This is a genomic window from Nitrosomonas sp., from assembly GCF_043753625.1.
Taxonomy (GTDB): Bacteria; Pseudomonadota; Gammaproteobacteria; order Burkholderiales; family Nitrosomonadaceae; genus Nitrosomonas.
This window is the reverse complement of sequence record NZ_JAYUWI010000107.1, coordinates 1-20,756: the sequence shown is the minus strand read 5'-3', so window position 1 is coordinate 20,756 and position 20,756 is coordinate 1. Positions and strand designations below refer to the sequence as shown.

At 47.3% G+C, this 20,756-nt stretch carries 17 protein-coding genes and 1 riboswitch; of the genes, 8 read left to right on the top strand and 9 right to left on the bottom strand.

Translation table 11 applies throughout. The features are described from left to right. Nucleotides 1-63: 63 nt before the first annotated feature. The 4 genes from uca to ACH10T_RS09190 form a co-directional block, all read right to left on the bottom strand. Nucleotides 64-3,684: an urea carboxylase gene (uca, locus tag ACH10T_RS09205; protein ID WP_394808992.1), complete on the bottom strand. Its 3,621-nt coding sequence runs from the start codon at nucleotides 3,682-3,684 to the stop codon at nucleotides 64-66. A 63-nt stretch (nucleotides 3,685-3,747) separates the two neighbouring features. Continuing rightward, a complete protein-coding gene (locus ACH10T_RS09200) occupies nucleotides 3,748-4,413 on the bottom strand; it encodes an urea amidolyase associated protein UAAP2 (RefSeq protein ID WP_394808991.1) in 666 nt (221 codons plus the stop codon). Continuing rightward, nucleotides 4,410-5,132, bottom strand: a complete 723-nt coding sequence (locus ACH10T_RS09195; protein ID WP_394808990.1) for an urea amidolyase associated protein UAAP1 — start codon at nucleotides 5,130-5,132, stop codon at nucleotides 4,410-4,412. The genes ACH10T_RS09200 and ACH10T_RS09195 overlap by 4 nt, the downstream gene beginning before the upstream one ends. A gap of 24 nt (nucleotides 5,133-5,156) precedes the next feature. Next, complete coding sequence (locus ACH10T_RS09190; protein ID WP_394808989.1) at nucleotides 5,157-6,593, bottom strand: APC family permease; 1,437 nt, start codon at nucleotides 6,591-6,593, stop codon at nucleotides 5,157-5,159. A 62-nt stretch (nucleotides 6,594-6,655) separates the two neighbouring features. Next, nucleotides 6,656-6,761, bottom strand: a riboswitch (guanidine-I (ykkC/yxkD leader). A 345-nt stretch (nucleotides 6,762-7,106) separates the two neighbouring features. Between ACH10T_RS09190 and ACH10T_RS09185 the strand changes: the two genes are divergently transcribed. Beyond that, nucleotides 7,107-7,910, top strand: a complete 804-nt coding sequence (locus ACH10T_RS09185; RefSeq protein ID WP_394808988.1) for a trypsin-like peptidase domain-containing protein — start codon at nucleotides 7,107-7,109, stop codon at nucleotides 7,908-7,910. A gap of 188 nt (nucleotides 7,911-8,098) precedes the next feature. Here the strand turns inward: ACH10T_RS09185 and ACH10T_RS09180 are convergent, their stop codons facing one another. The 3 genes from ACH10T_RS09180 to ACH10T_RS09170 all read right to left on the bottom strand — a co-directional run bounded on the left by ACH10T_RS09180 (nucleotide 8,099) and on the right by ACH10T_RS09170 (nucleotide 9,330). Further along, a complete protein-coding gene (locus ACH10T_RS09180) occupies nucleotides 8,099-8,572 on the bottom strand; it encodes a hypothetical protein (protein ID WP_394808987.1) in 474 nt (157 codons plus the stop codon). 180 nt (nucleotides 8,573-8,752) lie between these two features. After that, nucleotides 8,753-9,082, bottom strand: coding sequence for a type II toxin-antitoxin system PemK/MazF family toxin (locus tag ACH10T_RS09175; RefSeq protein WP_394808986.1), 330 nt, complete (start codon nucleotides 9,080-9,082; stop codon nucleotides 8,753-8,755). Next, nucleotides 9,076-9,330: an AbrB/MazE/SpoVT family DNA-binding domain-containing protein gene (locus ACH10T_RS09170; RefSeq protein WP_394808985.1), complete on the bottom strand. Its 255-nt coding sequence runs from the start codon at nucleotides 9,328-9,330 to the stop codon at nucleotides 9,076-9,078. Before ACH10T_RS09170 ends, ACH10T_RS09175 begins: the two co-directional genes overlap by 7 nt. Before the next feature lie 322 nt (nucleotides 9,331-9,652). On the opposite strand from ACH10T_RS09170, the gene ACH10T_RS09165 reads away from it, so the two are divergent. From ACH10T_RS09165 to ACH10T_RS09155, 3 genes are all read left to right on the top strand, one after another. Continuing rightward, nucleotides 9,653-10,870 carry a pyridoxal-phosphate-dependent aminotransferase family protein gene (locus ACH10T_RS09165; RefSeq protein WP_394808984.1) on the top strand — a complete coding sequence of 406 codons (1,218 nt, stop codon included), beginning with the start codon at nucleotides 9,653-9,655 and terminating at the stop codon, nucleotides 10,868-10,870. 83 nt (nucleotides 10,871-10,953) lie between these two features. Then, nucleotides 10,954-11,976 (top strand): glycosyltransferase family 4 protein, encoded by a 1,023-nt coding sequence (locus tag ACH10T_RS09160; RefSeq protein ID WP_394808983.1) that lies wholly within the window; start codon nucleotides 10,954-10,956, stop codon nucleotides 11,974-11,976. A gap of 1 nt (nucleotide 11,977) precedes the next feature. Continuing rightward, entirely contained in the window at nucleotides 11,978-13,867 is a 1,890-nt protein-coding gene (locus tag ACH10T_RS09155) for a polysaccharide biosynthesis protein (protein ID WP_394808982.1), read from the top strand. A gap of 78 nt (nucleotides 13,868-13,945) precedes the next feature. Here ACH10T_RS09155 and ACH10T_RS09150 read toward each other — a convergent pair whose 3' ends face one another. After that, nucleotides 13,946-15,625, bottom strand: coding sequence for an ABC transporter transmembrane domain-containing protein (locus tag ACH10T_RS09150; RefSeq protein ID WP_394808981.1), 1,680 nt, complete (start codon nucleotides 15,623-15,625; stop codon nucleotides 13,946-13,948). 152 nt (nucleotides 15,626-15,777) lie between these two features. On the opposite strand from ACH10T_RS09150, the gene rfbA reads away from it, so the two are divergent. The 4 genes from rfbA (at nucleotide 15,778) to ACH10T_RS09130 (ending at nucleotide 19,531) form a co-directional block, all read left to right on the top strand. Then, nucleotides 15,778-16,710, top strand: coding sequence for a glucose-1-phosphate thymidylyltransferase RfbA (rfbA, locus tag ACH10T_RS09145; protein WP_394808980.1), 933 nt, complete (start codon nucleotides 15,778-15,780; stop codon nucleotides 16,708-16,710). A 13-nt stretch (nucleotides 16,711-16,723) separates the two neighbouring features. Then, nucleotides 16,724-17,272, top strand: coding sequence for a dTDP-4-dehydrorhamnose 3,5-epimerase (gene rfbC / locus ACH10T_RS09140; RefSeq protein WP_394808979.1), 549 nt, complete (start codon nucleotides 16,724-16,726; stop codon nucleotides 17,270-17,272). A gap of 9 nt (nucleotides 17,273-17,281) precedes the next feature. Continuing rightward, complete coding sequence (radA, locus tag ACH10T_RS09135; protein WP_394808978.1) at nucleotides 17,282-18,631, top strand: DNA repair protein RadA; 1,350 nt, start codon at nucleotides 17,282-17,284, stop codon at nucleotides 18,629-18,631. 111 nt (nucleotides 18,632-18,742) lie between these two features. After that, nucleotides 18,743-19,531: an alkaline phytoceramidase gene (locus tag ACH10T_RS09130; protein ID WP_394808977.1), complete on the top strand. Its 789-nt coding sequence runs from the start codon at nucleotides 18,743-18,745 to the stop codon at nucleotides 19,529-19,531. Between the two features lie 76 nt (nucleotides 19,532-19,607). On the opposite strand, the gene ACH10T_RS09125 is transcribed toward ACH10T_RS09130, so the two are convergent. After that, nucleotides 19,608-19,889: a hypothetical protein gene (locus tag ACH10T_RS09125; protein WP_394808976.1), complete on the bottom strand. Its 282-nt coding sequence runs from the start codon at nucleotides 19,887-19,889 to the stop codon at nucleotides 19,608-19,610. Nucleotides 19,890-20,756 lie beyond the last annotated feature (867 nt).

Genomic DNA, 20,756 nt, shown 5'->3' with positions numbered 1-20,756 from the left:
TCGATATCGCTTTGCAGCAAGATTCTGATGTCGCTAAGCGGTATAAGTTTTTTCATGATTATATTATTCCTGAATGACGAAAAGTACCTGTCCGGCAGAGACATATCCGCCTTGTTTGCAGAATATCTGCCGCACGGTGCCAGTGATAGGCGCGTCTACCGGGAATTCCATTTTCATCGATTCGATCATAATAATCGCCTTGCCTGCATCCACACGGTCACCTTCTTTCACCAGCAGTTTCCAGACTGTACCTGTGACTTGCGAACTGACAGCTTGTGCCCCCGGCGGCAGATCTAGTTCGCTTTGAGTATCCGCTTCGTCGAGCATATCTTCACTGACATACTGTGATTGACCATTGGTTTCCCAGCGCTGGCGTTCGGCTTCAAACGCAGCTTGTTGAGTGGCCTTGAATGCGGTGATGCTGGCAGCATGCTGTTGCAAGAAAGCGTTGTATTGTTTCAGGCTCAGAACCGTTTCTTCGGTACGCAATTTGAAGTGCCCGCTAATAAAATCCTTACGCAGCTTGAGCAGTTCGCTTTCATTGACCGGATAAAAGCGGATTTGATCAAAGAAACGCAATAACCAGGGCTTGCCCTCCTTGAAGTCAGCCGTTTGACGGTAGCGGTTCCACATGGGTATTGTACGTCCGACAAATTGATAGCCGCCGGGACCTTCCATGCCGTACACGCATAAATAGGCGCCACCAATACCGACGGCATTTTCAGGTGTCCAGGTACGTGCCGGATTGTATTTGGTGGTGACCAGGCGGTGACGCGGATCCAGCGGGGTGGCAACGGGCGCGCCCAGATAGACATCGCCCAGTCCCATGACTAGGTAGCTGGCTGAAAATACGATATGTTGAACATCCTCGATTTGCTCCAATCCGTTAATGCGGCGGATAAACTCAATATTGCTGGGACACCAGGGGGCGTCGCTGCGTACCGATTGCATGTATTTTTCAATGGCCAATCGTGTGGCGGCGTCATCCCAGGATAAAGGGAGATGGATGATACGCGACGGCACTTCCATGGCACCGATAGCGGGCAGCTTGCTTTCTCCTGCAATCAGAAGATCCAATAAAGTATCGCGCGCCAGCCGGTTGGAATCAAAATGAATCTGCAGCGAACGAATACCAGGCGTCAGATCCAGGATGCCAGCCAGCTCTCCGGCTTCGATGCGCTGCTGAAGCCAAGTCATCAAAGCATGCGCGCGGAAGCGTAAATTTAGATCAAGTACGGGCGGTCCATATTCGATTAGCAGATATTTATCGCCGGATTGGCGGTAAGTGACTTGAACTTGCCCTGAGTGCTCGGGAATGCGATGCAGAACCGGGCTGCCTGGATTTCCGGACTGAGCGCTGGTAACAGGAACCTGATCAACACGAAACTGCTGAATCAACTGATTCTGTTGTTTTTCCAGTGCCAGCGCGTGCGTTAGCGCTATGGGCAGGAAGCGAACACTGTCACCCGGTTTGAGTTGTCCGGTTTTCCACAATTCCGCATGGGCGATGGTGACCGGGCAGACAAAACCACCTAGACTAGGACCATCAGGACCCAGGATAATCGGCATATCCCCGGTAAAATCGACAGCGCCAATCGCATAGGCGTTATCGTGAATGTTCGATGGATGCAATCCGGCCTCGCCGCCATCGGACCGCGCCCATTGCGGTTTAGGGCCAATCAAACGGACACCCGTGCGGCTGGAGTTATGATGGACTTTCCATTCAGCGGCAAAGAAATGTTCGATATCCGCTTCTGTAAAGAAATCAGGCGCACCATGCGGTCCAACCAACACGGCGATTTCCCAGTGATTCGTATATTGCGGAATCAATGCTTGCGGCAAATTCTTCGAAAGAGGGGAGTTTGAAGATTCAAAAGGTAGAATATGCAAGACATCGCCAGCACGCAGCACGCGCCCAGCATGTCCACCGAATTGACCGAGCATAAAAGTGGATTTGCTGCCCAGATAATCAGGCACCTGAAAACCCCCTTGCACGGCCAAGTAAGCCCGGCTGCCCGATTGCTTGACTTTGCCAATTTGCAACAGCGTTCCGGCTTTGACGAAGTGAGATTGCCATTGGGACAATGGTTCACTGTCCAGTAACACATCGATGGATGCGCCGCAGATTGCGATGATGCTGTCACAATTAAAGCGCAGCGTCGGGCCTGCCAGGGTAATTTCCAATCCGGCGCTATCTTCAGGATTGCCGACAAGGCGGTTGGCAAGACGAAAAGCCAAACTATCCATCGGCCCGGAAGGTGGAACGCCGACGTTCCAGTAGCCGATCCGCCCCGGATAATCCTGTATCGAGGTTTGTACGCCCGCATTCAGGACATCGATACTGTGTGGCTGATAATGGAATCCATTGAGGAATTGCGTATACGGCTGTCCGCTGCGAAACACGGTGCTGTGCAGGATTTGTTTGAGATACGCCAGGTTGGTTTCGATTCCCTGCAACGATGTATCATCCAGTACGCCCAGCAGCTTGGCGATCGCTGTGTCACGATCAGGTTCATGCACGATAATTTTTGCCAGCATCGGATCATAAAATGCGGATACCTCAATGCCGCGCTCGACCCAGGTTTCAACGCGTGCCGCAGTAGAAAATTCCGCTGCAGTCAGTATGCCGCTGGAAGGCTGGAAATCTTTGGCAGGATTTTCAGCATAAACCCGGACCTGAATGGACGCGCCACTGGGTTTGATAGTGAAAGAGTCGAGCGAAGGGAGATCGCCCGCAGCTTGCCGCACCATCCATTCCACCAGATCAATGCCGGTGACTTCCTCGGTCACGCCATGTTCAACCTGTAGGCGCGTGTTGACTTCGAGAAAATAAAATTGACCGCTGGCGGCATCAAAAATATATTCAACGGTGCCGGCGGATTGATATTGAATGGCTTTGCCGAGGCGTACCGCAGTGTCCAGCAAAGCCTGACGCAGATGCGGCGAGAGGTTGGGGGCGGGTGTTTCTTCGATGACTTTCTGGTTGCGCCGTTGCATGGAACAATCTCGCTCGCCCAGTGCAACGACTTGGCCTTTGCCATCACCAAAAATCTGTACTTCAATATGGCGTACCCGGTCGACAAATTTTTCCAGGAAAAGACCGGCATCCTTGAAATTGTTTTGTGCCAGATTCTTGACCGATTCGTAAGCGCCGACCAGCTCATCCTGATTCCAGCACAGGCGCATGCCGATGCCGCCGCCGCCTGCGGTGCTTTTCAACATGACCGGATAACCAATATGCTTGGCTTGATGACAAGCCGCTTCAAGGTTTTCCAGCAGATCGGTTCCTGGCAGGAGTGGCACCTGATTTTTCAAGGCCAGCGCGCGCGCGGTATGTTTTAAACCAAAGGCGCGCATTTGGCTCGGAGTTGGGCCGATAAAACGAATGCCATGCGCAATACATTGTTCAGCAAAATCGGCTTTCTCACTGAGAAAGCCGTAGCCAGGGTGGATGGCTTGCGCGCCTGCTTGCTGCGCAATTTCCAATATTTTATCGGCGCGCAGATAACTCTCAGCTGCAATGCCGCTGCCGATACAGTAAGTTTCATCCGCTTCGGTCACATGACGCGATAAGGCATCGGCTTCGGTATAAACCGCCACACTTTTTACATTCATGCGGCGCAGCGTACGGATAATACGGCAAGCAATGGCGCCACGATTGGCAATCAAGACTTTCTCGAACATAGCGTTATCCTTTTTCTTGATGATTCATCAGCTGAACCCAGTTAATCCAATCCGATTGATCCCTTACTGAGAATCCCAGACCAGTAAACGAATCGGCGTCGGGTTATAAGCATTGCAGGGATTGTTCAGTTGCGGGCAATTCGAAATCAATACCAATACATCCATTTCAGCCTGCATTTCTACGTACATGCCGGATGCGGAAATGCCATCGACAAATTCCAACCCGCCTGCTTCAGTCACTGGCACGTTCATGAAAAAATTGATGTTGCTCGGCAAGTCACGCTTATTCATTCCAAGCTGCTGGCAAAGCGGATCATGCGCCAGTGCATGCAAAAAGTTATCACGGCAACTGTGCATCGGAAACTTCTCCAGCGCATAGCGCACCGTATTGCTTTCTGCCGCACAGGCACCGCCCAGTGTGTCGTGGCGGCCGCAGGTGTCGGCTACGATTGTGAGCATGACATTGCCCAGGTTGGAGTAGAGCTTGCTGTCAGTGGTTAAATACAGTTTATTCTGGGCGCGTATCGTATCCGTTGCACTGTAGCGTTCCAAGGCATTATTTGCGTTGAAGAACAACGTATCAACGGCTTGATTGCCTTCCAGATCGACAATGCGGAAAAATTGCCCTTGCTTCACAAGCTTGACCCAAGGTTCCCCAGCCGCACAGATTTCATCGATTACGGCGTGACGGGGATCAAACTGGCTTGCATTGAGATAAGACGTATTCATTTTTCGTCTCCACAATAAAAATGTTGTGTATTCTTTAATGCGCGGGTATTTTCTGCGCTACGCAGGCATTCTGTAACTGCTTCCACAGGTGTGTTAAATACTGCCAGATTGACTGCGCCAGGCTGGTAAGATGCCTTGGGATCCAGTGGATGCGGTGCGGCCGATAACACCACCAAGGTATTCATCACGAAACTCAAATCAACATAATCACCCGCCTTGCTGTTCCCCGGTTGAAATGCCAGTTCACCGGAGGCATCCGCGGTGACTTTGCTAAAAAAATTGATATTGGAAACAATGTCGCGCATCCCCAATCCCCATTTGCCGAGTTCGATCAGCATGCCATCCAACCCGCTACGAAACATCTCATTGCGGTGTTCCTGGTAGCGTGCAACCCCGTATTTATGCCGGATTAAATTGCTATCACTCAAGCCGCATGCCGTGTCATTCCAACCGGCGGTGTCGGCTGTGATACAACAAAAAATCCGCCCCATGTCGGAATGGCAGGCATGTCCTTTGGTCAGACGGAAGGTGTGCTGCGATTTCAAGGTGTCCGCCATATTGTAGCGTTCGAGTTTTTCTTCCTGATTAAAGAACAAAACAGCCGCATTCGCACCGCCCTGTACATCGGTCAGACGTAACGTTGTGCCGCGACGCAGGATGCCAGACCAGTGGCATCCGCCTGGAATGGATTGTTTCCAGATCAATGTGGGCTGATTCATGATGAATTCCTTTTTCAAGTAGTGTTACTTAACGCTCATCCATTTTTTGCCAAGGATATACAGCGTGGTGACAGTTAAAATGCTTCCTAATACCAACGGAGTGGCCCACAATTGCCACCAAGGTGCATCCGCTGAAATCGCGTAGGGACGCGGCCAGGCGATATTGATGAGTTCAAATAATGACCAGATAAATGCCAGGATATTGATGACCAATCCCCATACGCCCAGTTTTAATTCGCCCAGTGCGGGATTCCACCGGCCTGTGAGACGGGCAAACAATGCAAAGCCCGTGGTGAACGCGAACATGGCGTATAAACCGCCGGTACCGAAAGCGATGATGGTGGCCACGGCGTCGTCATTGAGTCCAAACACCAATCCGCAACCTGCCAGCAGAACGGTAAAAAGAACCGCATTACGCGGTGTTTTGCTCGCCGTTACCTGACTCAACAGTGCTGGCATATTGCCTTCGCGCGCCATGGAAAAAACAATGCGCGAAGAATATTTGACCATCGATGCACCGCAGGCCAAGAAAGCAGTCATCACGATGGCCAGAAACGGTTGCTCAAACCAATCGCCAATGCTACTGGCGATCAAGGGGGTAACCGGATCGGCCGTATGGCTGGAATTTCTTAATGTGTCATGCTCAAAAGCCAAAATCAGCGCAGCTGAATTAAATAAAACGACTGTGCCGACAACGAGCAGCGACATGAAAATTGCACGGGGTACCATGCGTTTCGGTTGATGGGTTTCTTCCGCGGTGGTCGAGCAAGCATCAAAACCGATGAAAGCCCAACCGGCAATGGCCAGTGCCGCCAGGAAAGCAGCCATTTCACTGGGCGCTGTTCCGCTACCCATGTGTTGGAACAATTCCATGACAGGATGCTGACGGAAGAAAAGAAATAATAACAGCGCCACGCCGAATGACCCGACGACTTCCGCGTAAACACCCAGTTTGATCACCAGATTGAAAATACTGACAGGGGCTAGATTGAGTAATGTGCAGATAAGCAGAAATATCGCACCCCAGAGCACCATCATACCGCCGCCGTCACCCAGCGATCCGCAAAAAGTGGCCAGCCAGAAGCCGCCGGTATAAGCGGTTGTAGTGACCATGGCGATGGTGGAGCAAATATAAATCACACCGGCATATTGCCCGGCGATTGCACCGCCGAGTTGCCGCGCCCATTTATAGGCGCCGCCAGCAATCGGGAACTGTGAAGACAATTCGGCGTAAACGGTAGCCACCAGTAACTGCATGACCAAGCAAACCGCCAGAGCAGCAAACCAGCCGCCACCGGCGACTACAGTTTGCACACCGATGATGGCATACAGTCCGGCGACCGGCGAGACAACCGCAAAGCCCAGCGTGAAACTGTGCCATACACTCATGCTGCGATTGAGGGTATCACCTGTTACATGGGTATCTTGCGAAGCAGCGATTTGTTTTGTTGAACCTGACATAACCAGTCTCCATTCAAAAAGGGACTACCGAGATTGTAATGTATCCAAATACATTACTCTTAATCTCCCGGGCTTTTATCCCTCCGTGGAGCCTCGTTATCACGAGACCGGAAACTCTTGGACCTGACGCCGTTGACTGCACCGGCCGGAACCCTAGTTTCCCATTGAATTACTGCTTTTTGAGTTGCTATGCTGCCAATCGTTCAATTGGCGCTTTAGAGAGCGAGTAACGGGTGGCATTTTAAATGTGTGGTTTGTAAAAAGCAATGGTTTTGCAGATTGCGCTATTGCTCGTTTTGATAGGTAAATTGAAGAACTAGACTCCAGTGTCTTGCTGTTATTCATTCTATATTTGTGGGTCTAAACAAGTCTGGTATGATGACAGCTAAATCGGTCGATTAGCTTAAAAATAAGGGGATGACATGAACAATACCGTATTAGGTTTCATTTGTGACGTAATATATTGCGTCATTTAGGACGTCTAATTGTAGTTAGGCTCACTGAGCGCCCGCCATGGCAACGATAGCGCCAGATCCAATTTCATTCACAACGCACCACCTACACCTTTGCTTTCGACCAACGGATGTCGTGCTCTCATCCGGAACGGGCTTTCTTTATCAGTCGTCGGGGAAGTGCTATCTAGTGACGAACTGGCACAACGTAGCGGGGCGAAACCCAACTACAGGGAAGTGCTTGTCGAAGTCGTTGGCTGTCCCTGACATCGTCTCCACAATGTTCAGGCTGAAAGAGCAGCCGGCAAATTGCAAACGGGAACAGATCCCGCTCTATCGGGATGAACATCTAAGCGAACCTATTTGGTATGAACATCCGAAGCACGGACGAGCCGTCGATGTTGTAGCCATTCCCATCCCGGAATCGATTGAGGCTGAATACAAGCTCTTTCCGCTGAACGCCATCGACTTTGATACCGCGTACAAGGAGGAAGTAGCTGATGACGCCTTCGTTCTGGGATATCCGTTCTCCGACACGACCTACATTCAACTGCCAATATGGAAACGCGCGAGTATCGCGAGTGAGCCAGATGTTGATGCCGATGAGTTGCCCAAGCTTCTGATTGACACAGCGACACGCCCGGGACTGTCGGGATCGCCCGTCATCATGCAAAGGGTAGGCATTCATGGTGTGAAGAACGGCAAGGTCGACGGGAACACTGTTATCGGCCGAATTCTCAATTTTCTTGGTGTCTATTCAGGCCGAATCGGGGCAGACGAAATGAAGACCCAGCTTGGCATCGTGTGGAAAGCCCGGGTCATTCAAGAAATCATTGACGGTCAAGTTGCTGGAAGTACCGAGTGAGGCCTAACCCTTCCATCGAGAGGACATGCCCCGGCAAGCCGGGTCATGTCCTCTCATGTCAAACGTTAGGCGTTCTGGTTTCTTATGTGTTGGTTTTGGTTCGCTTTCGTCAGCTTCAGCGCGATAGGTTGGAAGGACGCTAGGAACCCCAACATCTCAATCTGCAGCTTATTAAAATCGCGTATCAATCAGAAACAATGATCAATTCTTTCTACTTTATATAAGCGCTGCGATAATGAAGCGTTAGGATCCGGTGTATAAGAGGCCGGTGGGTAATCGCTCAGCAGGTCTTTACTGCTACGAATTTCGATTTCGGATCGGGTGTTTTGCGCATTGCCAGCATCTTTGATCGTCATAATCCAGTTTCCATTGCCGTGGGTAATGGGTTTGTTGATGCTTCCTGAAGACTTAGGATCATGAATCTCAGTAATGTAGTAAGTCTTGGCAGCTTCGTCGTGCATCTGCGGGTATCCATCTACTTGGAAAGACTCATGGTAGATAAAATAGGTATTGATATCACGCCAGGTATGACGATGCCATTTCGGCAAAGGAAATCCTTCCTCGCTTTTTAGACATTCCGCAATTTCCAGATAATTTTTGTCACTGCTGCGGTTATAAATAACTTTCTGACTGAGTAATTCTTCTCGTGTGGGCGTTGTCATGCAAGCGGATAACATGAGTATACAGAGCAGAAGCAGGATCGATTTTTTTAGAGAATAGCGCATAAGATGGAAAGCTTGGAATTCTAATTGTGAGGGCAAACTGAATGGTATCAGATCCATTTTGTATTGCGCACGATTGAAGGATTAAATCTTGTAATTTTGCTAAACCGAGAGTGGAAATTAGTAAGCAAATAACTCTTGCAGCCGAAGACACAATTCGATTTGGGTGGCTTCGTCAATCACGCCGAGCTTGCTGACTAAAAGTGTTTTATCTACTGCCCGGATTTGATCCAGAAGAATGAGGCCTTGTTTGTTCTTGAAAGTGCAAGCAATCCGGCAAGGAAACTCAAAACCTTTGGTCGTCATCGGTGCCATGAGCACAGTCGATAAGGCGGATAGCTCATTGGGGGATATCACAACGCAAGGTCTGGTTTTGTTGATTTCCGCGCCTTGGGTAGGATCAAGCTGTACTAGCCAGACTTGGAACCGCAGAATCGTTGGAGTTACCAAGTTAAATCATCATCAGTGGATAAACGGGCATTCAGCCATTCCTGATCCAGTGTTTCCTTGCCGTGGGTTCTCAGTGTATTTTCGATGGCTTCCTTCCAGCCCTCTCTCGTGCCTTTTTTCGGTGTAATCAATAAGCCACCTTCTACGACTTGTAATTGCAGATCCTTGCCTTCCAGTTGCGCTTGTTCAATCAGTGGCTTGGGGATGCGTATGCCGTGGGAATTGCCAATTTTAACGAGGTGAGTCATGGGAAAGAGGGTGATTGTAGAATTGAATGTGTAACTATAATGTAATTACATGGTGTGTGCAAAGTTTTGTTAATGATCCTTATGCCCCATTCTGGAATTGATTGTGTTTCAAATGAATAAGGGAGGGTAATTAGAAAGTGTAGAGAAAGCACTGCATTTGCGCTAATAGTTCAGTATTTCATCCTGTTATGCAAATTTTTTTGCTTTTCTATAAGGATAATTTATTGAGCACACCTTTGTTTATAGTAAACTCTCGTTTCACTTGTTAGAATCAACATTTTTCAAAAATAGATCAGATTACATTATTAACTTAGGATTGTTCATGAATACCGAAGATTTTCGCCCAGAGAAAGAAATCAAAATATTTTACCCACCCCAGCGCGTTCTGATGGGGCCGGGACCATCGGATACCCATCCGCGCGTGCTGAATGCCATGGCACGCCCGACCTTAGGTCACTTGGATCCTGTTTTTACCGAAATGATGGAAGAGATTAAGGGGCTGATGCGCTATGCATTCCAAACCAAAAACCGCATGACCTTCCCGGTTTCAGGACCGGGATCTGTCGGTATGGAAATGTGCTTTGTTAACATGATTGAACCCGGTGATAAAGTGATCGTGTGTCGCAATGGAGTTTTCGGCGGCCGTATGATTGAAAACGTTGAGCGTCATGGCGGTGTTGCGGTGGTAGTGGATGATAAATGGGGTGAACCGGTTGATCCGCAGAAAGTGGAAGATGCGCTGAAAAAGAACCCCGATACCAAGATTATTGCGTTTTGTCATGCCGAGACTTCAACAGGCGCACAGTCCGATGCTAAAACCTTGTGTGAAATTGCGCACAAATATAATTGCCTGACGATTGTGGATACCGTCACTTCGCTGGGTGGCACGCCGATCAAAGTGGATGAGTGGGGAATTGATGCGATCTACTCTGGCAGCCAAAAATGTTTATCCTGCCCGCCAGGATTGTCGCCAGTTAGCTTCTCCGAACGCGTAACCGAACTGGTCAAGAATCGTAAGACGAAAGTACATAGCTGGTTTATGGATATCGGCTTGCTGTTGAATTATTGGGGTTCATCAACCCGTACGTATCACCATACAGCGCCAACCAATGCACTGTATGCACTGCATGAGTCATTGCTGATGCTGGCTGAAGAAGGATTGGAGCATTCCTGGGCACGGCATCGCTATAATTATGAAGCATTAAAAGCCGGTTTTGCTACGTTGGGCATGAATTATGTGGTGGCAGAGCAACATCGCTTGCCGCAACTGAACTCTGTTTTTGTACCGGCTGGCGTGGATGAAAAAGAAGTTCGCCGCCGCTTGTTGGATGACTATAGTCTTGAAATTGGCGCCGGTTTGGGTGATTTTGCAGGAAAAGTATGGCGTTTCGGCTTGATGGGCACTTCCAGCCGCGTAGAAAACGTGATTTTCTGTTTAAATGCACTGGAAAGTATTCTGTCCGACATGGGTATGAAGGTGGAGCGTGGCGCTGCAGTATCAGCGGCGCATCAGAAGTATGCAGAAAAACCTATGTCTTAAGGTTTGCTCGGAATTGCTGGCATTTTAGCTGCGCCATGCCACTTTCTTGTCATATGCGATGAGGAAGTGGCATATGTCTTTTATTGACACTTATCACGGATAATCCGGTTACCATGGTTTTGGATTCTCCCCTATCAGTTGTAGCAGCACCGCTGGTATCTTTTTTTATCTCTTTTTTCTCAATTCTATGGTTGATCAGGAGAAAAGCTGATTGGGTGCTGGATCACCCGAATTCACGTTCGCTACATTCTGTGCCGGTGTCCCGTATTGGAGGCTTAGGCTTGTTATTCGGGATAATGACTACCTGGTTATGTTTCTCGGTTGTATTGCCCATTACGATTTGGGTCGGTGTTGGTCTACTGGTGGTTATATCATTGATTGATGATGTTTGGCACGCGCCGGTTTGGTGCCGATTGCTGATACAGAGTATCGTTGCCGCTGGGTTTTCTATGGCTCTATTGTTGGAACCTTATGGTTGGGCAATGGTATTGTGCAGCGCAGTTGCAGTTGTCTGGATATCTAATCTTTATAATTTTATGGATGGCTCGGATGGCCTGGCCGGAGGAATGACTGTAATTGGGTTTGGCTATTATGGCTTAATTGCATATTTGGCAGGGAATAATGATTTTGCTGTCATCAATTTTTCAATAGCCGCCGCCGCCGCCGCATTTTTGCTACATAATTTTTATCCGGCGCGCATTTTTCTAGGGGACGTGGGCGCTATTCCACTTGGATTCCTGGCCGCTGCATTGGGAATACTCGGATGCCTGGATAATTTGTGGTCATTGTGGGTACCGCTGCTGATATTCTCACCTTTTGTCGCAGACTCGACAGTCACGCTGATAAAGCGCCTATTGCACGGAAAAAGAATCTGGCAGGCGCATCGTGAACATTATTATCAGCGCTTGGTGCAAAGCGGTTTTGGGCATCGTAATACGGCGTTATCAGCCTATGCTTTGATGCTTACGGTAGGTGCAAGCGCGGTATGGGCAAGTGGACAAAGCTCAGCGGTGCAAAGTTGGATTGCAATGCTATGGGGAGGTTTTTATTTGCTATTAATGTTTATTTCTGATCGAAATCAGAAATATTATTCCAATCGGGGATAGTATGTTTCGGAGAAAATACGGAATACGCACCTTCATTGCTTTTACGCATGATTTTGTTGCAATTGCCGTTGCCTGGTGGATTGCTTATCTATTTCGCTTTAATTTTGAGATTCCTGCACCTTCATTACAGCTCTTGCTGGAAATTCTGCCGTGGACAGTGCTTATTCAGGGCAGTTTCTTTTTGTGGCTCGGACTTTATCGGGGGTTATGGCGCTATGCCAGCTTACCCGATCTAAAAAGAATTTTTGTCGCAGTGATGAGCGGCACTGTGACTGTATTGCTGATCTTTTGGCCATTGGGTTTGCTGGCCAATATTCCAACAGCGGTTATTCTGTTGGCGCCATTATTATTGCTGCTGATCATGGGCGGCAGCCGTTTGATCTATCGTGCATGGAAAGAGCGCCGCCTATATGGTCTGGAGAGTAATGAAGCGAAGCTGGTACTGATACTCGGTGCCGGCAGCACTGCGGTGAGTCTGGTTAAAGATTTGACGAGAAGCCGTGACTGGCACGTTGTTGGAATGCTGGATGATGATCCAAGAAAATTGGGTACGCGATTGCAGGGTATTCGTGTGCTCGGCACGATCAATGAATTGCCGCAGTGGGTGCAGAAACTGAATGTCGGTCATGTGATTATTGCCATACCATCCGTTTCTCGTCGAATACACCGTCAAGCTTTGGAAATGTGCTCGGAGATCGGGGTGAAAGCGATGACGGTGCCGTCTTATGCAGACCTGATCAGTGGTAAAACAACTGTGTCACAGATTCGTGATATAGAGCTCGATGATTTGCTGGGTAGAGCGCCTGTCGTTCTGGATAATGACGGATTGCATGGTTTGTTGACAGGAGAAATTATCCTGGTCACAGGAGCGGGTGGTTCGATTGGTTCAGAATTATGCCGGCAACTTGCTGCATTTGAACCCAATCGTATTGTTTTCCTTGAACTGAACGAATTTGCACTCTACGGCATACAAGAGGAATTTTTGTCACGTTTCCCTGATATGGCCATGTCGTTTGTCATCGGTGATATCAAAGACCACGCACGCATGACGCAATTGTTCACACAGTACCAGCCTTCCGTGGTTTTTCATGCAGCTGCTTACAAGCATGTTCCACTCATGGAACAAGAGAATGCGTGCCAAGCTTTGCTGAATAATGTCTTTGGTACGTATGTATTGGCTCAGGTAGCGATAAGTTTTGGTGTGGAAAAATTTGTTCTGGTTTCAACCGACAAAGCTGTCAATCCTGTGAGTGTTATGGGAGCCAGTAAGCGGTTGGCTGAGATGGTGTGTCAAGCTTTGCAGCAATCCATTACAAAGAATACGAAACCTGATCAGAATAATCAATCGAATCAAACCTGTTTTGTGATGGTGCGTTTCGGCAATGTATTGGGCAGTACCGGTAGTGTTATTCCAAAATTTCGCGAACAGATCGCCAGAGGCGGCCCTATAACGATCACGCACCCGGAAATGACACGTTATTTCATGTCTATCCCGGAAGCGGCGCAGCTGGTTTTACAAGCCGGGTTAATGGGTGGTGCAAAAGGCGGCGGAGAAATATTTGTGTTGGATATGGGCGATCCGGTAAAAATTGTTGATCTGGCTAACGATCTAATTCATTTGTCGGGATTGGGTGAGGATGATGTACGAATTGTTTTCAGCGGACTACGGCCTGGTGAAAAGTTGCATGAAGAACTGCTGGCAGCCAGTGAAAATACTTTTCCGACACTGCATCAAAAATTACGTATTGCGCAGGCACGCCAGGTTGATGAGCAGTGGCTATCCGAGCTGATAGCCTGGTTAGGTAAAATCACTGTCTTGAGCGACCAGGAAGTCAGGGATCAATTGGCAAAGTGGGTGCCGGAATATACCACGAAGGAAACAGAGCATTAACTAACTGATTGGCCTTCAGTTTCTCGTGATTCCAAGAGACTAACGCTAATTGTTTACTGATTGTTTTTCTTGCTTTGTCTAGGAATGGTTTGGCCCTTTCAAACTTTCTGTGATACATCCATTTTTCAGAACAACAATTCGATCAATCTTTTTCAATTGGGGAATAAATTGATTGAAAATCAGAGTCGTGCGATTTTGCATCAATTTTTCCAAGACTGACAGTAGATTTCCAGAATTAGATTCTTCATGTGCAGGTATTTCATCAAGAATCAGGATGGGGGCGTTTTTAACTAACGCGCGTGCAATAGCAAGCTGTCGAAATTGTTGTTTATTGATTGTTGTACCTCCTTTGCCAATCTGCGTCTGTAAACCACTGGGCATGTGCCGGATAAATTCCATCGCGTGAGAGGCGTGTGCTGCAGTGGTAATTTTCGCTTCGTTGGCACAACGCATCGTGCCGTACGCGATATTGCCCGCAATTTTTTCATCCAGCAAATAATCATCTTCCGTCACTATGGCGATATTGGCATGTAAGTTATTTAACTGGATATCGGAGAGTGGATGATCATCCAGCAATATTCTTCCGCTGGTTGGTTGTTGTAAGTGTAGTATCAGGTTGATGAGCGCATTTTTCTCTCCTGCGGTATAACCGGTAAAAACAGTTACTTCGCCTGGTTTTACGGTGAAGTTAATATAATTCAGAATGGGCGTTGCTTGTGCGTCACTACAAAAGCGCATTTGTTCAAAAACTAATTTCCCGCTGACATGCGGAATGCTTATGACACCCGCATCTTGTTCGGATACTTGATCTAGGAATGAAAAAATGGTTTCTAGGAACTTCTGGTCATGCGCAAGTTGTTTGGGTATGCCAGCGATGCGTTGTATCGGCATGATGAGGAGCAAGACAACGGAAACGAGCGCGCCGACTTCATGCAGATTCAATGCATCATTAATAACTTGCAGTGCGGCCATGTAAATGACGGCTGTCAAAATCAATGCCGTAATGATTTGACTTGCAGGGATTGCTATTGCGCTGACTGTTGCTTGTTGCATTTCTGCGTGATAAATAGTTTCTGAAATTTTTCCAAGACGCTGACTTTCATACATTTGTCCGCCATCAATTCTGATTTTTCTGTTGTGTGCAATGGATTGCAACAAGTGCTGAATCAGGTTTTTTGAGGCCAACAAGCTTTTTTGGTCAGGCCTGCTCAAATGACTGTGCGTCATCTGAGTAACTAATATGACAAACGAAGTGACCAGTAGTAGAAGCAAAGAGAATTCTTGGTTCAGATAAAGCGTGCAAATGATCAACCCGATGATTGTTAGGCTATCTTGCGTAATGACGGTGATATAACGAGATGTAGATTGAGATATCTGGTTGATATTGGATATCAGCGTATCGATTTCATTATTTTTATTGAGATGGCTATAGTGATTGACTGGTAGTGTCAGCAGTTTATTAAAAAAAGCCATACGTAAATCAATACCTAATTTGCCAACGGCTTTGTTGGCAGTAGAGATACTGATATAGCCAGCGATTCCACGGATCATAAATATTACGATAATCGCCAGCGATGCTGTTTGCATCAATGACTGATCTTTATCGATAAAGGTGCTTTCAAGTATTTGTTTAATCAGTATGGGTAGGGAAGCTAAAGTTGCTGCCATGACCGCCATGGCAAATAATGCCAGCAAGAGTAATTTCCAATAGGGAAAAAGTCTTCTGAGTAAGCGGAGGAAAAGGTGTGCGCGGATCATAATGCGTAATTCTACCTGAACATTCAGCGGCTATTGCATCGTGCAATTATCTGGAACGTGAAACAGATATAATACAAGAATCATTATTTCTAGTGAATTAATCCGGGTGAAAGCGATTCGTTCATAAGCGTTTGAACATCGGGATTTTATTTATGCCAACATTAAATACTTCATATACAACAAGCGATTTTCCAAAACTCACTATCCCGCGGCGAAAAGGTATTGTACTTGCGGGCGGTTCCGGTACGCGGCTTTATCCGGTTACTCAGACCGTTTCCAAACAGTTGTTGCCGGTGTTTGATAAGCCGATGATTTATTACCCGCTCAGTACATTAATGCTGGCGGGAATTCGGGATATTCTGGTTATCTCAACACCGCGTGATGTTGGAAATTACGCAGAGCTTTTGCGGGATGGTCATCAGTGGGGATTGAGTATTTCATACGCCGAACAACCCTCTCCCGACGGCCTTGCACAAGCATTTATCATCGGTGAATCGTTTATTGGTAACGATTGTTCTGCGCTTGTATTGGGCGATAACATTTTTCATGGACACGACTTTCATCATTTACTCACAAACGCGATGGAACGGACGCAAGGGGCCAGTGTGTTTGCCTATCATGTCCATGATCCGGAACGGTATGGCGTAGTTGAGTTTGATGCGCAGGGTAGTGTGATTAATCTGGAAGAAAAACCCAAACATCCGAAATCCCATTATGCAGTGACCGGTTTGTATTTTTATGATCAGCAGGTGATTGATTACGCCAAAAGCTTGAAACCATCGGTACGCAATGAACTGGAAATAACCGATTTGAATCGTCTTTATCTGGAGCGATCTGCATTGCGTGTTGAAATCATGGGGCGTGGCTATGCATGGTTGGATACCGGTACGCACGAATCATTGCTGGATGCGAGTCAGTTTGTCGCCACCATTGAGCATCGGCAGGGATTAAAAATTGCCTGCCCGGAAGAAATAGCCTTCAGGCAAGGATGGATCGATGCGGCGCAACTGGAGAAATTGGCGATTCCGTTGGCTAAAAATGGCTATGGGCAGTATTTGCTGCAAGTGTTAAAACGTGAATTTTGATCGAGATCGATAGATGAAATCAACCCGACTGGCTATTCCAGAAGTTCTATTATTTGAACCACGTGTTTTTGGCGATGAACGCGGATTTTTTTTCGAAAGTTTTAATCAGCGTGAATTTGAGTCAGCAGTCGAAAAAAAAATAAACTTTGTTCAAAGTAATCACTCACGTTCCATTCAATATGTTTTGCGCGGTTTGCATTATCAGATCAAACAAGCTCAGGGAAAGCTGGTGCGTGTGGTGGTGGGGGAAGTGTTCGACGTGGCAGTGGATATCCGTCGTTCATCCCCAACATTTGGACGGTGGGCGGGAGAGATACTGAGCGCAGAGAACAAAAAACAATTATGGGTTCCGGCAGGCTTTGCTCATGGATTTATAGTCCTTTCTGATTATGCAGAGTTTCTGTACAACACAACCGATTACTGGGCACCTGAATACGAGCGCTGCATTGTGTGGAATGATGCAACTTTGGCGATAGATTGGCCGCTTGCTGGCAAGCAGCCTGTTCTGTCTGAAAAGGATGCGCGTGGGATCACATTTAATGCTGCAGAAGTTTATGATTAGCTGTTGAGAATGGCCAAGCAGAAAACGATCTATTCGTGTACTGAGTGTGGCGGGCAAACCTTAAAATGGCAAGGGCAGTGTCCACATTGCCAGTCATGGAATACCTTAGTAGAAACCATTGCAGAGAAATCTGTATCGCGGTTCAGTCCAGTATCAGAAGTCGGTCAGGTACAAAATTTAAGTACTATCGAAGCACGTGAAGAGCCACGTTATCCGACAGGCGTGGATGAACTGGATCGGGTTCTTGGCGGTGGCCTGGTGCAAGGCGGTGTTGTGCTATTAGGCGGAGATCCTGGTATTGGTAAGTCGACGTTATTACTGCAAGCACTCGCTCATTTGTCGAGTCATCGCTCTGTATTGTATGTAAGCGGTGAAGAATCCGCGCACCAAGTGGCATTACGTGCTAAGCGTTTAGCGCTGAATGTGGAAACAGTCAATTTATTTGCGGAAATTCAACTGGAGAAAATCCAGTCCGTTCTGATTGAACGGAAACCGGCTGTAGCCGTGATTGATTCTATTCAGACGATCTACTCGGAGGTATTGCAGTCTGCGCCGGGATCGGTTGCGCAAGTGCGCGAGTGTGCAGCGCAATTAACACGCTTGGCGAAGGCAAGCGGAATTTGCATTATTCTGGTTGGCCATGTGACCAAGGAAGGTGCGCTGGCGGGTCCGCGTGTGCTGGAACATATGGTCGATACGGTGTTATATTTTGAAGGCGATATGCATTCCAGTTTTCGTATGATCCGTGCTTTCAAGAATCGCTTTGGCGCGGTCAATGAATTGGGTGTATTTTCTATGAGTGAGAAGGGCTTGCGTGAGGTCAAGAACCCTTCGGCGTTGTTTCTTTCACATCACGACACGCAAGTACCCGGATCATGCGTCATGGTCACGCAAGAAGGCACGCGCCCGCTATTGGTAGAGATTCAGGCTTTGGTCGACGAAGCGCGCTCACCCAATCCGCGCCGGCTATGCGTCGGATTGGAACAAAACCGGCTAGCGATGTTGCTGGCGGTATTGCACCGCCACGCGGGGATTCCCTGTTTCGATCAGGATGTGTTCGTTAATGCTGTCGGTGGCGTAAAAATTACCGAGCCGGGTGCTGACCTTGCGATTTTATTGGCAGTGGTCTCGTCGCTGAAAAACAAACCACTGGCGGAAAAAATGATTGTCATCGGTGAAGTTGGCCTGGCAGGCGAAATACGTCCCGTGCAACGCGGTCAGGAAAGATTGAAAGAAGCAGCGAAACTGGGTTTTAAAAAAGCCATCATTCCGTTGGCCAATAAGCCCAAACAAGCCATTCCCGGCATGGACATCATTGCCGTAGCGCGGATCAGGGATGCTGTTGCACATATGCATTAGAAAAACATTGGAACAGTTGATTACATTCATGGTTCGACAAGCGCACCACGAACATAATCAACAGTTACCCTTTTATCCTGGGTTTGTCGAAGAATGCAATCAAGGACTGATTTGACGAAAATACACCGGCAGCTCTGGATACTCGCGGGAATATCGGTTTTAGTCGTTGCAGCCGCAATGATTCTGCCGCCCATTTCGCAACCTGCCGATTACCATCAGTTCGCCGATCAGCGCAATTTTCTCGGTATTCCCAATTTCAACGATGTCATCTCCAACCTGGCTTTTTTGCTCAGTGGCGGTGCTGGACTGGTGTTTCTATGGCGGGTTTATCGGATGCCTGCACAAACCACATTTCATGACCTCAAAGAATGCTTGCCGTATGGGGTGTTGTTTTTCAGTGTAGCCGCCGCCGCACTCGGATCGATGGTTTATCACTGGACGCCGGATGTTGATCATTTGATGTGGGATCGGTTGCCCATTGTCATCGGTATTGCCGCTTTGCTGTCCGCAACGCTGGTTGACCGCATAACCCCGGCTGTCGGTTTGTGGGCGTTGCCCCTGCTCGTCGTTTCAGCCGTATTCAGCGTACTGCATTGGTATTGGACTGAGCTGCAAGGCACGGGCAACTTGAACTTTTATATTGTGATGCAGTTTTATTCGATTCTGCTGATTGTCTGGATCAGCCTGCGTTTTCCATCGCGTTATACGCGCGGCAACGATGTTTATCAAGTGATTGCCTTGTATGCGATAGCGAAGCTGGCTGAAATGCTGGATGGGCAAATCTTTGTTTGGTCAAGTAGTTGGGTAAGCGGTCACACACTAAAGCATCTGATTGCGGCGTATGCGGCTTATCGGATAGTGCAAATATTGCGGAAACGGACGTTGATAGGGTGTCAATAAGCGAAGCGCATTGCACCGGAATTTTCATTCGATGCAATAAAAATCGCGCTCTACTTTGCTTTGTCGCGTTCATTGGTTAGATCCACATTGATTCATTCTCGTTTCTCTCAACTTCAAATGACTTAAACCCCGCTCTAGCTTTGAATACTTCTACGTTCTTGCTCAGACTTCCGAGTGCTTGCGAAATCTCGGCGCGTGTTATTTCTGATTGAGCTCCGACTATGATGCACTTTACCGAGAGATCTTTGGAGAAATCGGCAAAATACAATCCATTTATCTCGTCTGTTAACCCTAAGAAGACACGATATTCCTGTTCGTATTCCCAGTGCTTAAATTTTGTTAATAGAAGCTTCTTCATGAGTGGCTTATCTGGTATATCTGGTTTATTAAGCCGTTGATCCACGTAGTTAATCTAATTAATTGCAGAGTGGGGTACTTCGAATCCAAGGCAAATTCCCTTGTGTTTGTCTGCATAATGACTCCAAAGAATTGGGTGTGTTAAAGTCTTGCAAAAGCAAAGAATACCATTGGTTTTAGAAATCTTTGGTTTTGTCTTTTCCATAACTTCCAGAAATCTTTGATCAGATAAATCAACGGCAAGAAACTCAAATGGATCATTCAATTCCATAATCCGTGAGATTTTTAAGCGACGACTTCGCAGTGCTTCGATCCCGTATTGCGCATTTATGAAGTGATATACAAGCATCGTTTACAATCAGATCCCTGAAATGATTTGATAAATTGCATCAAAAATATTATCTATTACCGAAAAATTCATGATCTTTCATTGATTCTTAATGTATTATTTTAATTAATTTTTCATCCATTTATTGTAAAACGTTATTTTTTGACATCTTTTTTAGAAATCTCTGAATAACTGTCATTTCGAGCAGAGCGAGAAATCTATACTGTTGATCGCAAAGATTCCTCACTGTGTTCGGAATGATAAATGTGGATTGCTCAGTGCTTTTGGGACAAAATTAATACCACAGATCTGTTGGGATGAAAAGCAGTAATGTTGTGATAGTAATGTTGTGATCACATCATTTGGGATATGTGTAGATAGTCGGTCCTGAAATATCCGGAAGCACATGATATTATGTGAAAATATACCATTTCTTGGTTATCATAACGACCGGAAATATTAGAATAGCATGATATTTCTGGTCGAACTGGTGCTTAAAAATGCTAAGACGTAGCAGTACGATTCATCGACCGAATTTGT

Excerpts from the sequence above, each read along its gene's own strand:
- uca (WP_394808992.1), bottom strand. The coding sequence starts at position 3,684 with ATGTTCGAGAAAGTCTTGATTGCCAATCGTGGCGCCATTGCTTGCCGT.
- ACH10T_RS09200 (WP_394808991.1), bottom strand. The coding sequence starts at position 4,413 with ATGAATACGTCTTATCTCAATGCAAGCCAGTTTGATCCCCGTCACGCC.
- ACH10T_RS09195 (WP_394808990.1), bottom strand. The coding sequence starts at position 5,132 with ATGAATCAGCCCACATTGATCTGGAAACAATCCATTCCAGGCGGATGC.
- ACH10T_RS09190 (WP_394808989.1), bottom strand. The coding sequence starts at position 6,593 with ATGTCAGGTTCAACAAAACAAATCGCTGCTTCGCAAGATACCCATGTA.
- ACH10T_RS09185 (WP_394808988.1), top strand. The coding sequence starts at position 7,107 with ATGGCAACGATAGCGCCAGATCCAATTTCATTCACAACGCACCACCTA.
- ACH10T_RS09180 (WP_394808987.1), bottom strand. The coding sequence starts at position 8,572 with ATGACAACGCCCACACGAGAAGAATTACTCAGTCAGAAAGTTATTTAT.
- ACH10T_RS09170 (WP_394808985.1), bottom strand. The coding sequence starts at position 9,330 with ATGACTCACCTCGTTAAAATTGGCAATTCCCACGGCATACGCATCCCC.
- ACH10T_RS09165 (WP_394808984.1), top strand. The coding sequence starts at position 9,653 with ATGAATACCGAAGATTTTCGCCCAGAGAAAGAAATCAAAATATTTTAC.
- ACH10T_RS09155 (WP_394808982.1), top strand. The coding sequence starts at position 11,978 with ATGTTTCGGAGAAAATACGGAATACGCACCTTCATTGCTTTTACGCAT.
- ACH10T_RS09150 (WP_394808981.1), bottom strand. The coding sequence starts at position 15,625 with ATGATCCGCGCACACCTTTTCCTCCGCTTACTCAGAAGACTTTTTCCC.
- rfbA (WP_394808980.1), top strand. The coding sequence starts at position 15,778 with ATGCCAACATTAAATACTTCATATACAACAAGCGATTTTCCAAAACTC.
- rfbC (WP_394808979.1), top strand. The coding sequence starts at position 16,724 with ATGAAATCAACCCGACTGGCTATTCCAGAAGTTCTATTATTTGAACCA.
- radA (WP_394808978.1), top strand. The coding sequence starts at position 17,282 with ATGGCCAAGCAGAAAACGATCTATTCGTGTACTGAGTGTGGCGGGCAA.
- ACH10T_RS09125 (WP_394808976.1), bottom strand. The coding sequence starts at position 19,889 with ATGAAGAAGCTTCTATTAACAAAATTTAAGCACTGGGAATACGAACAG.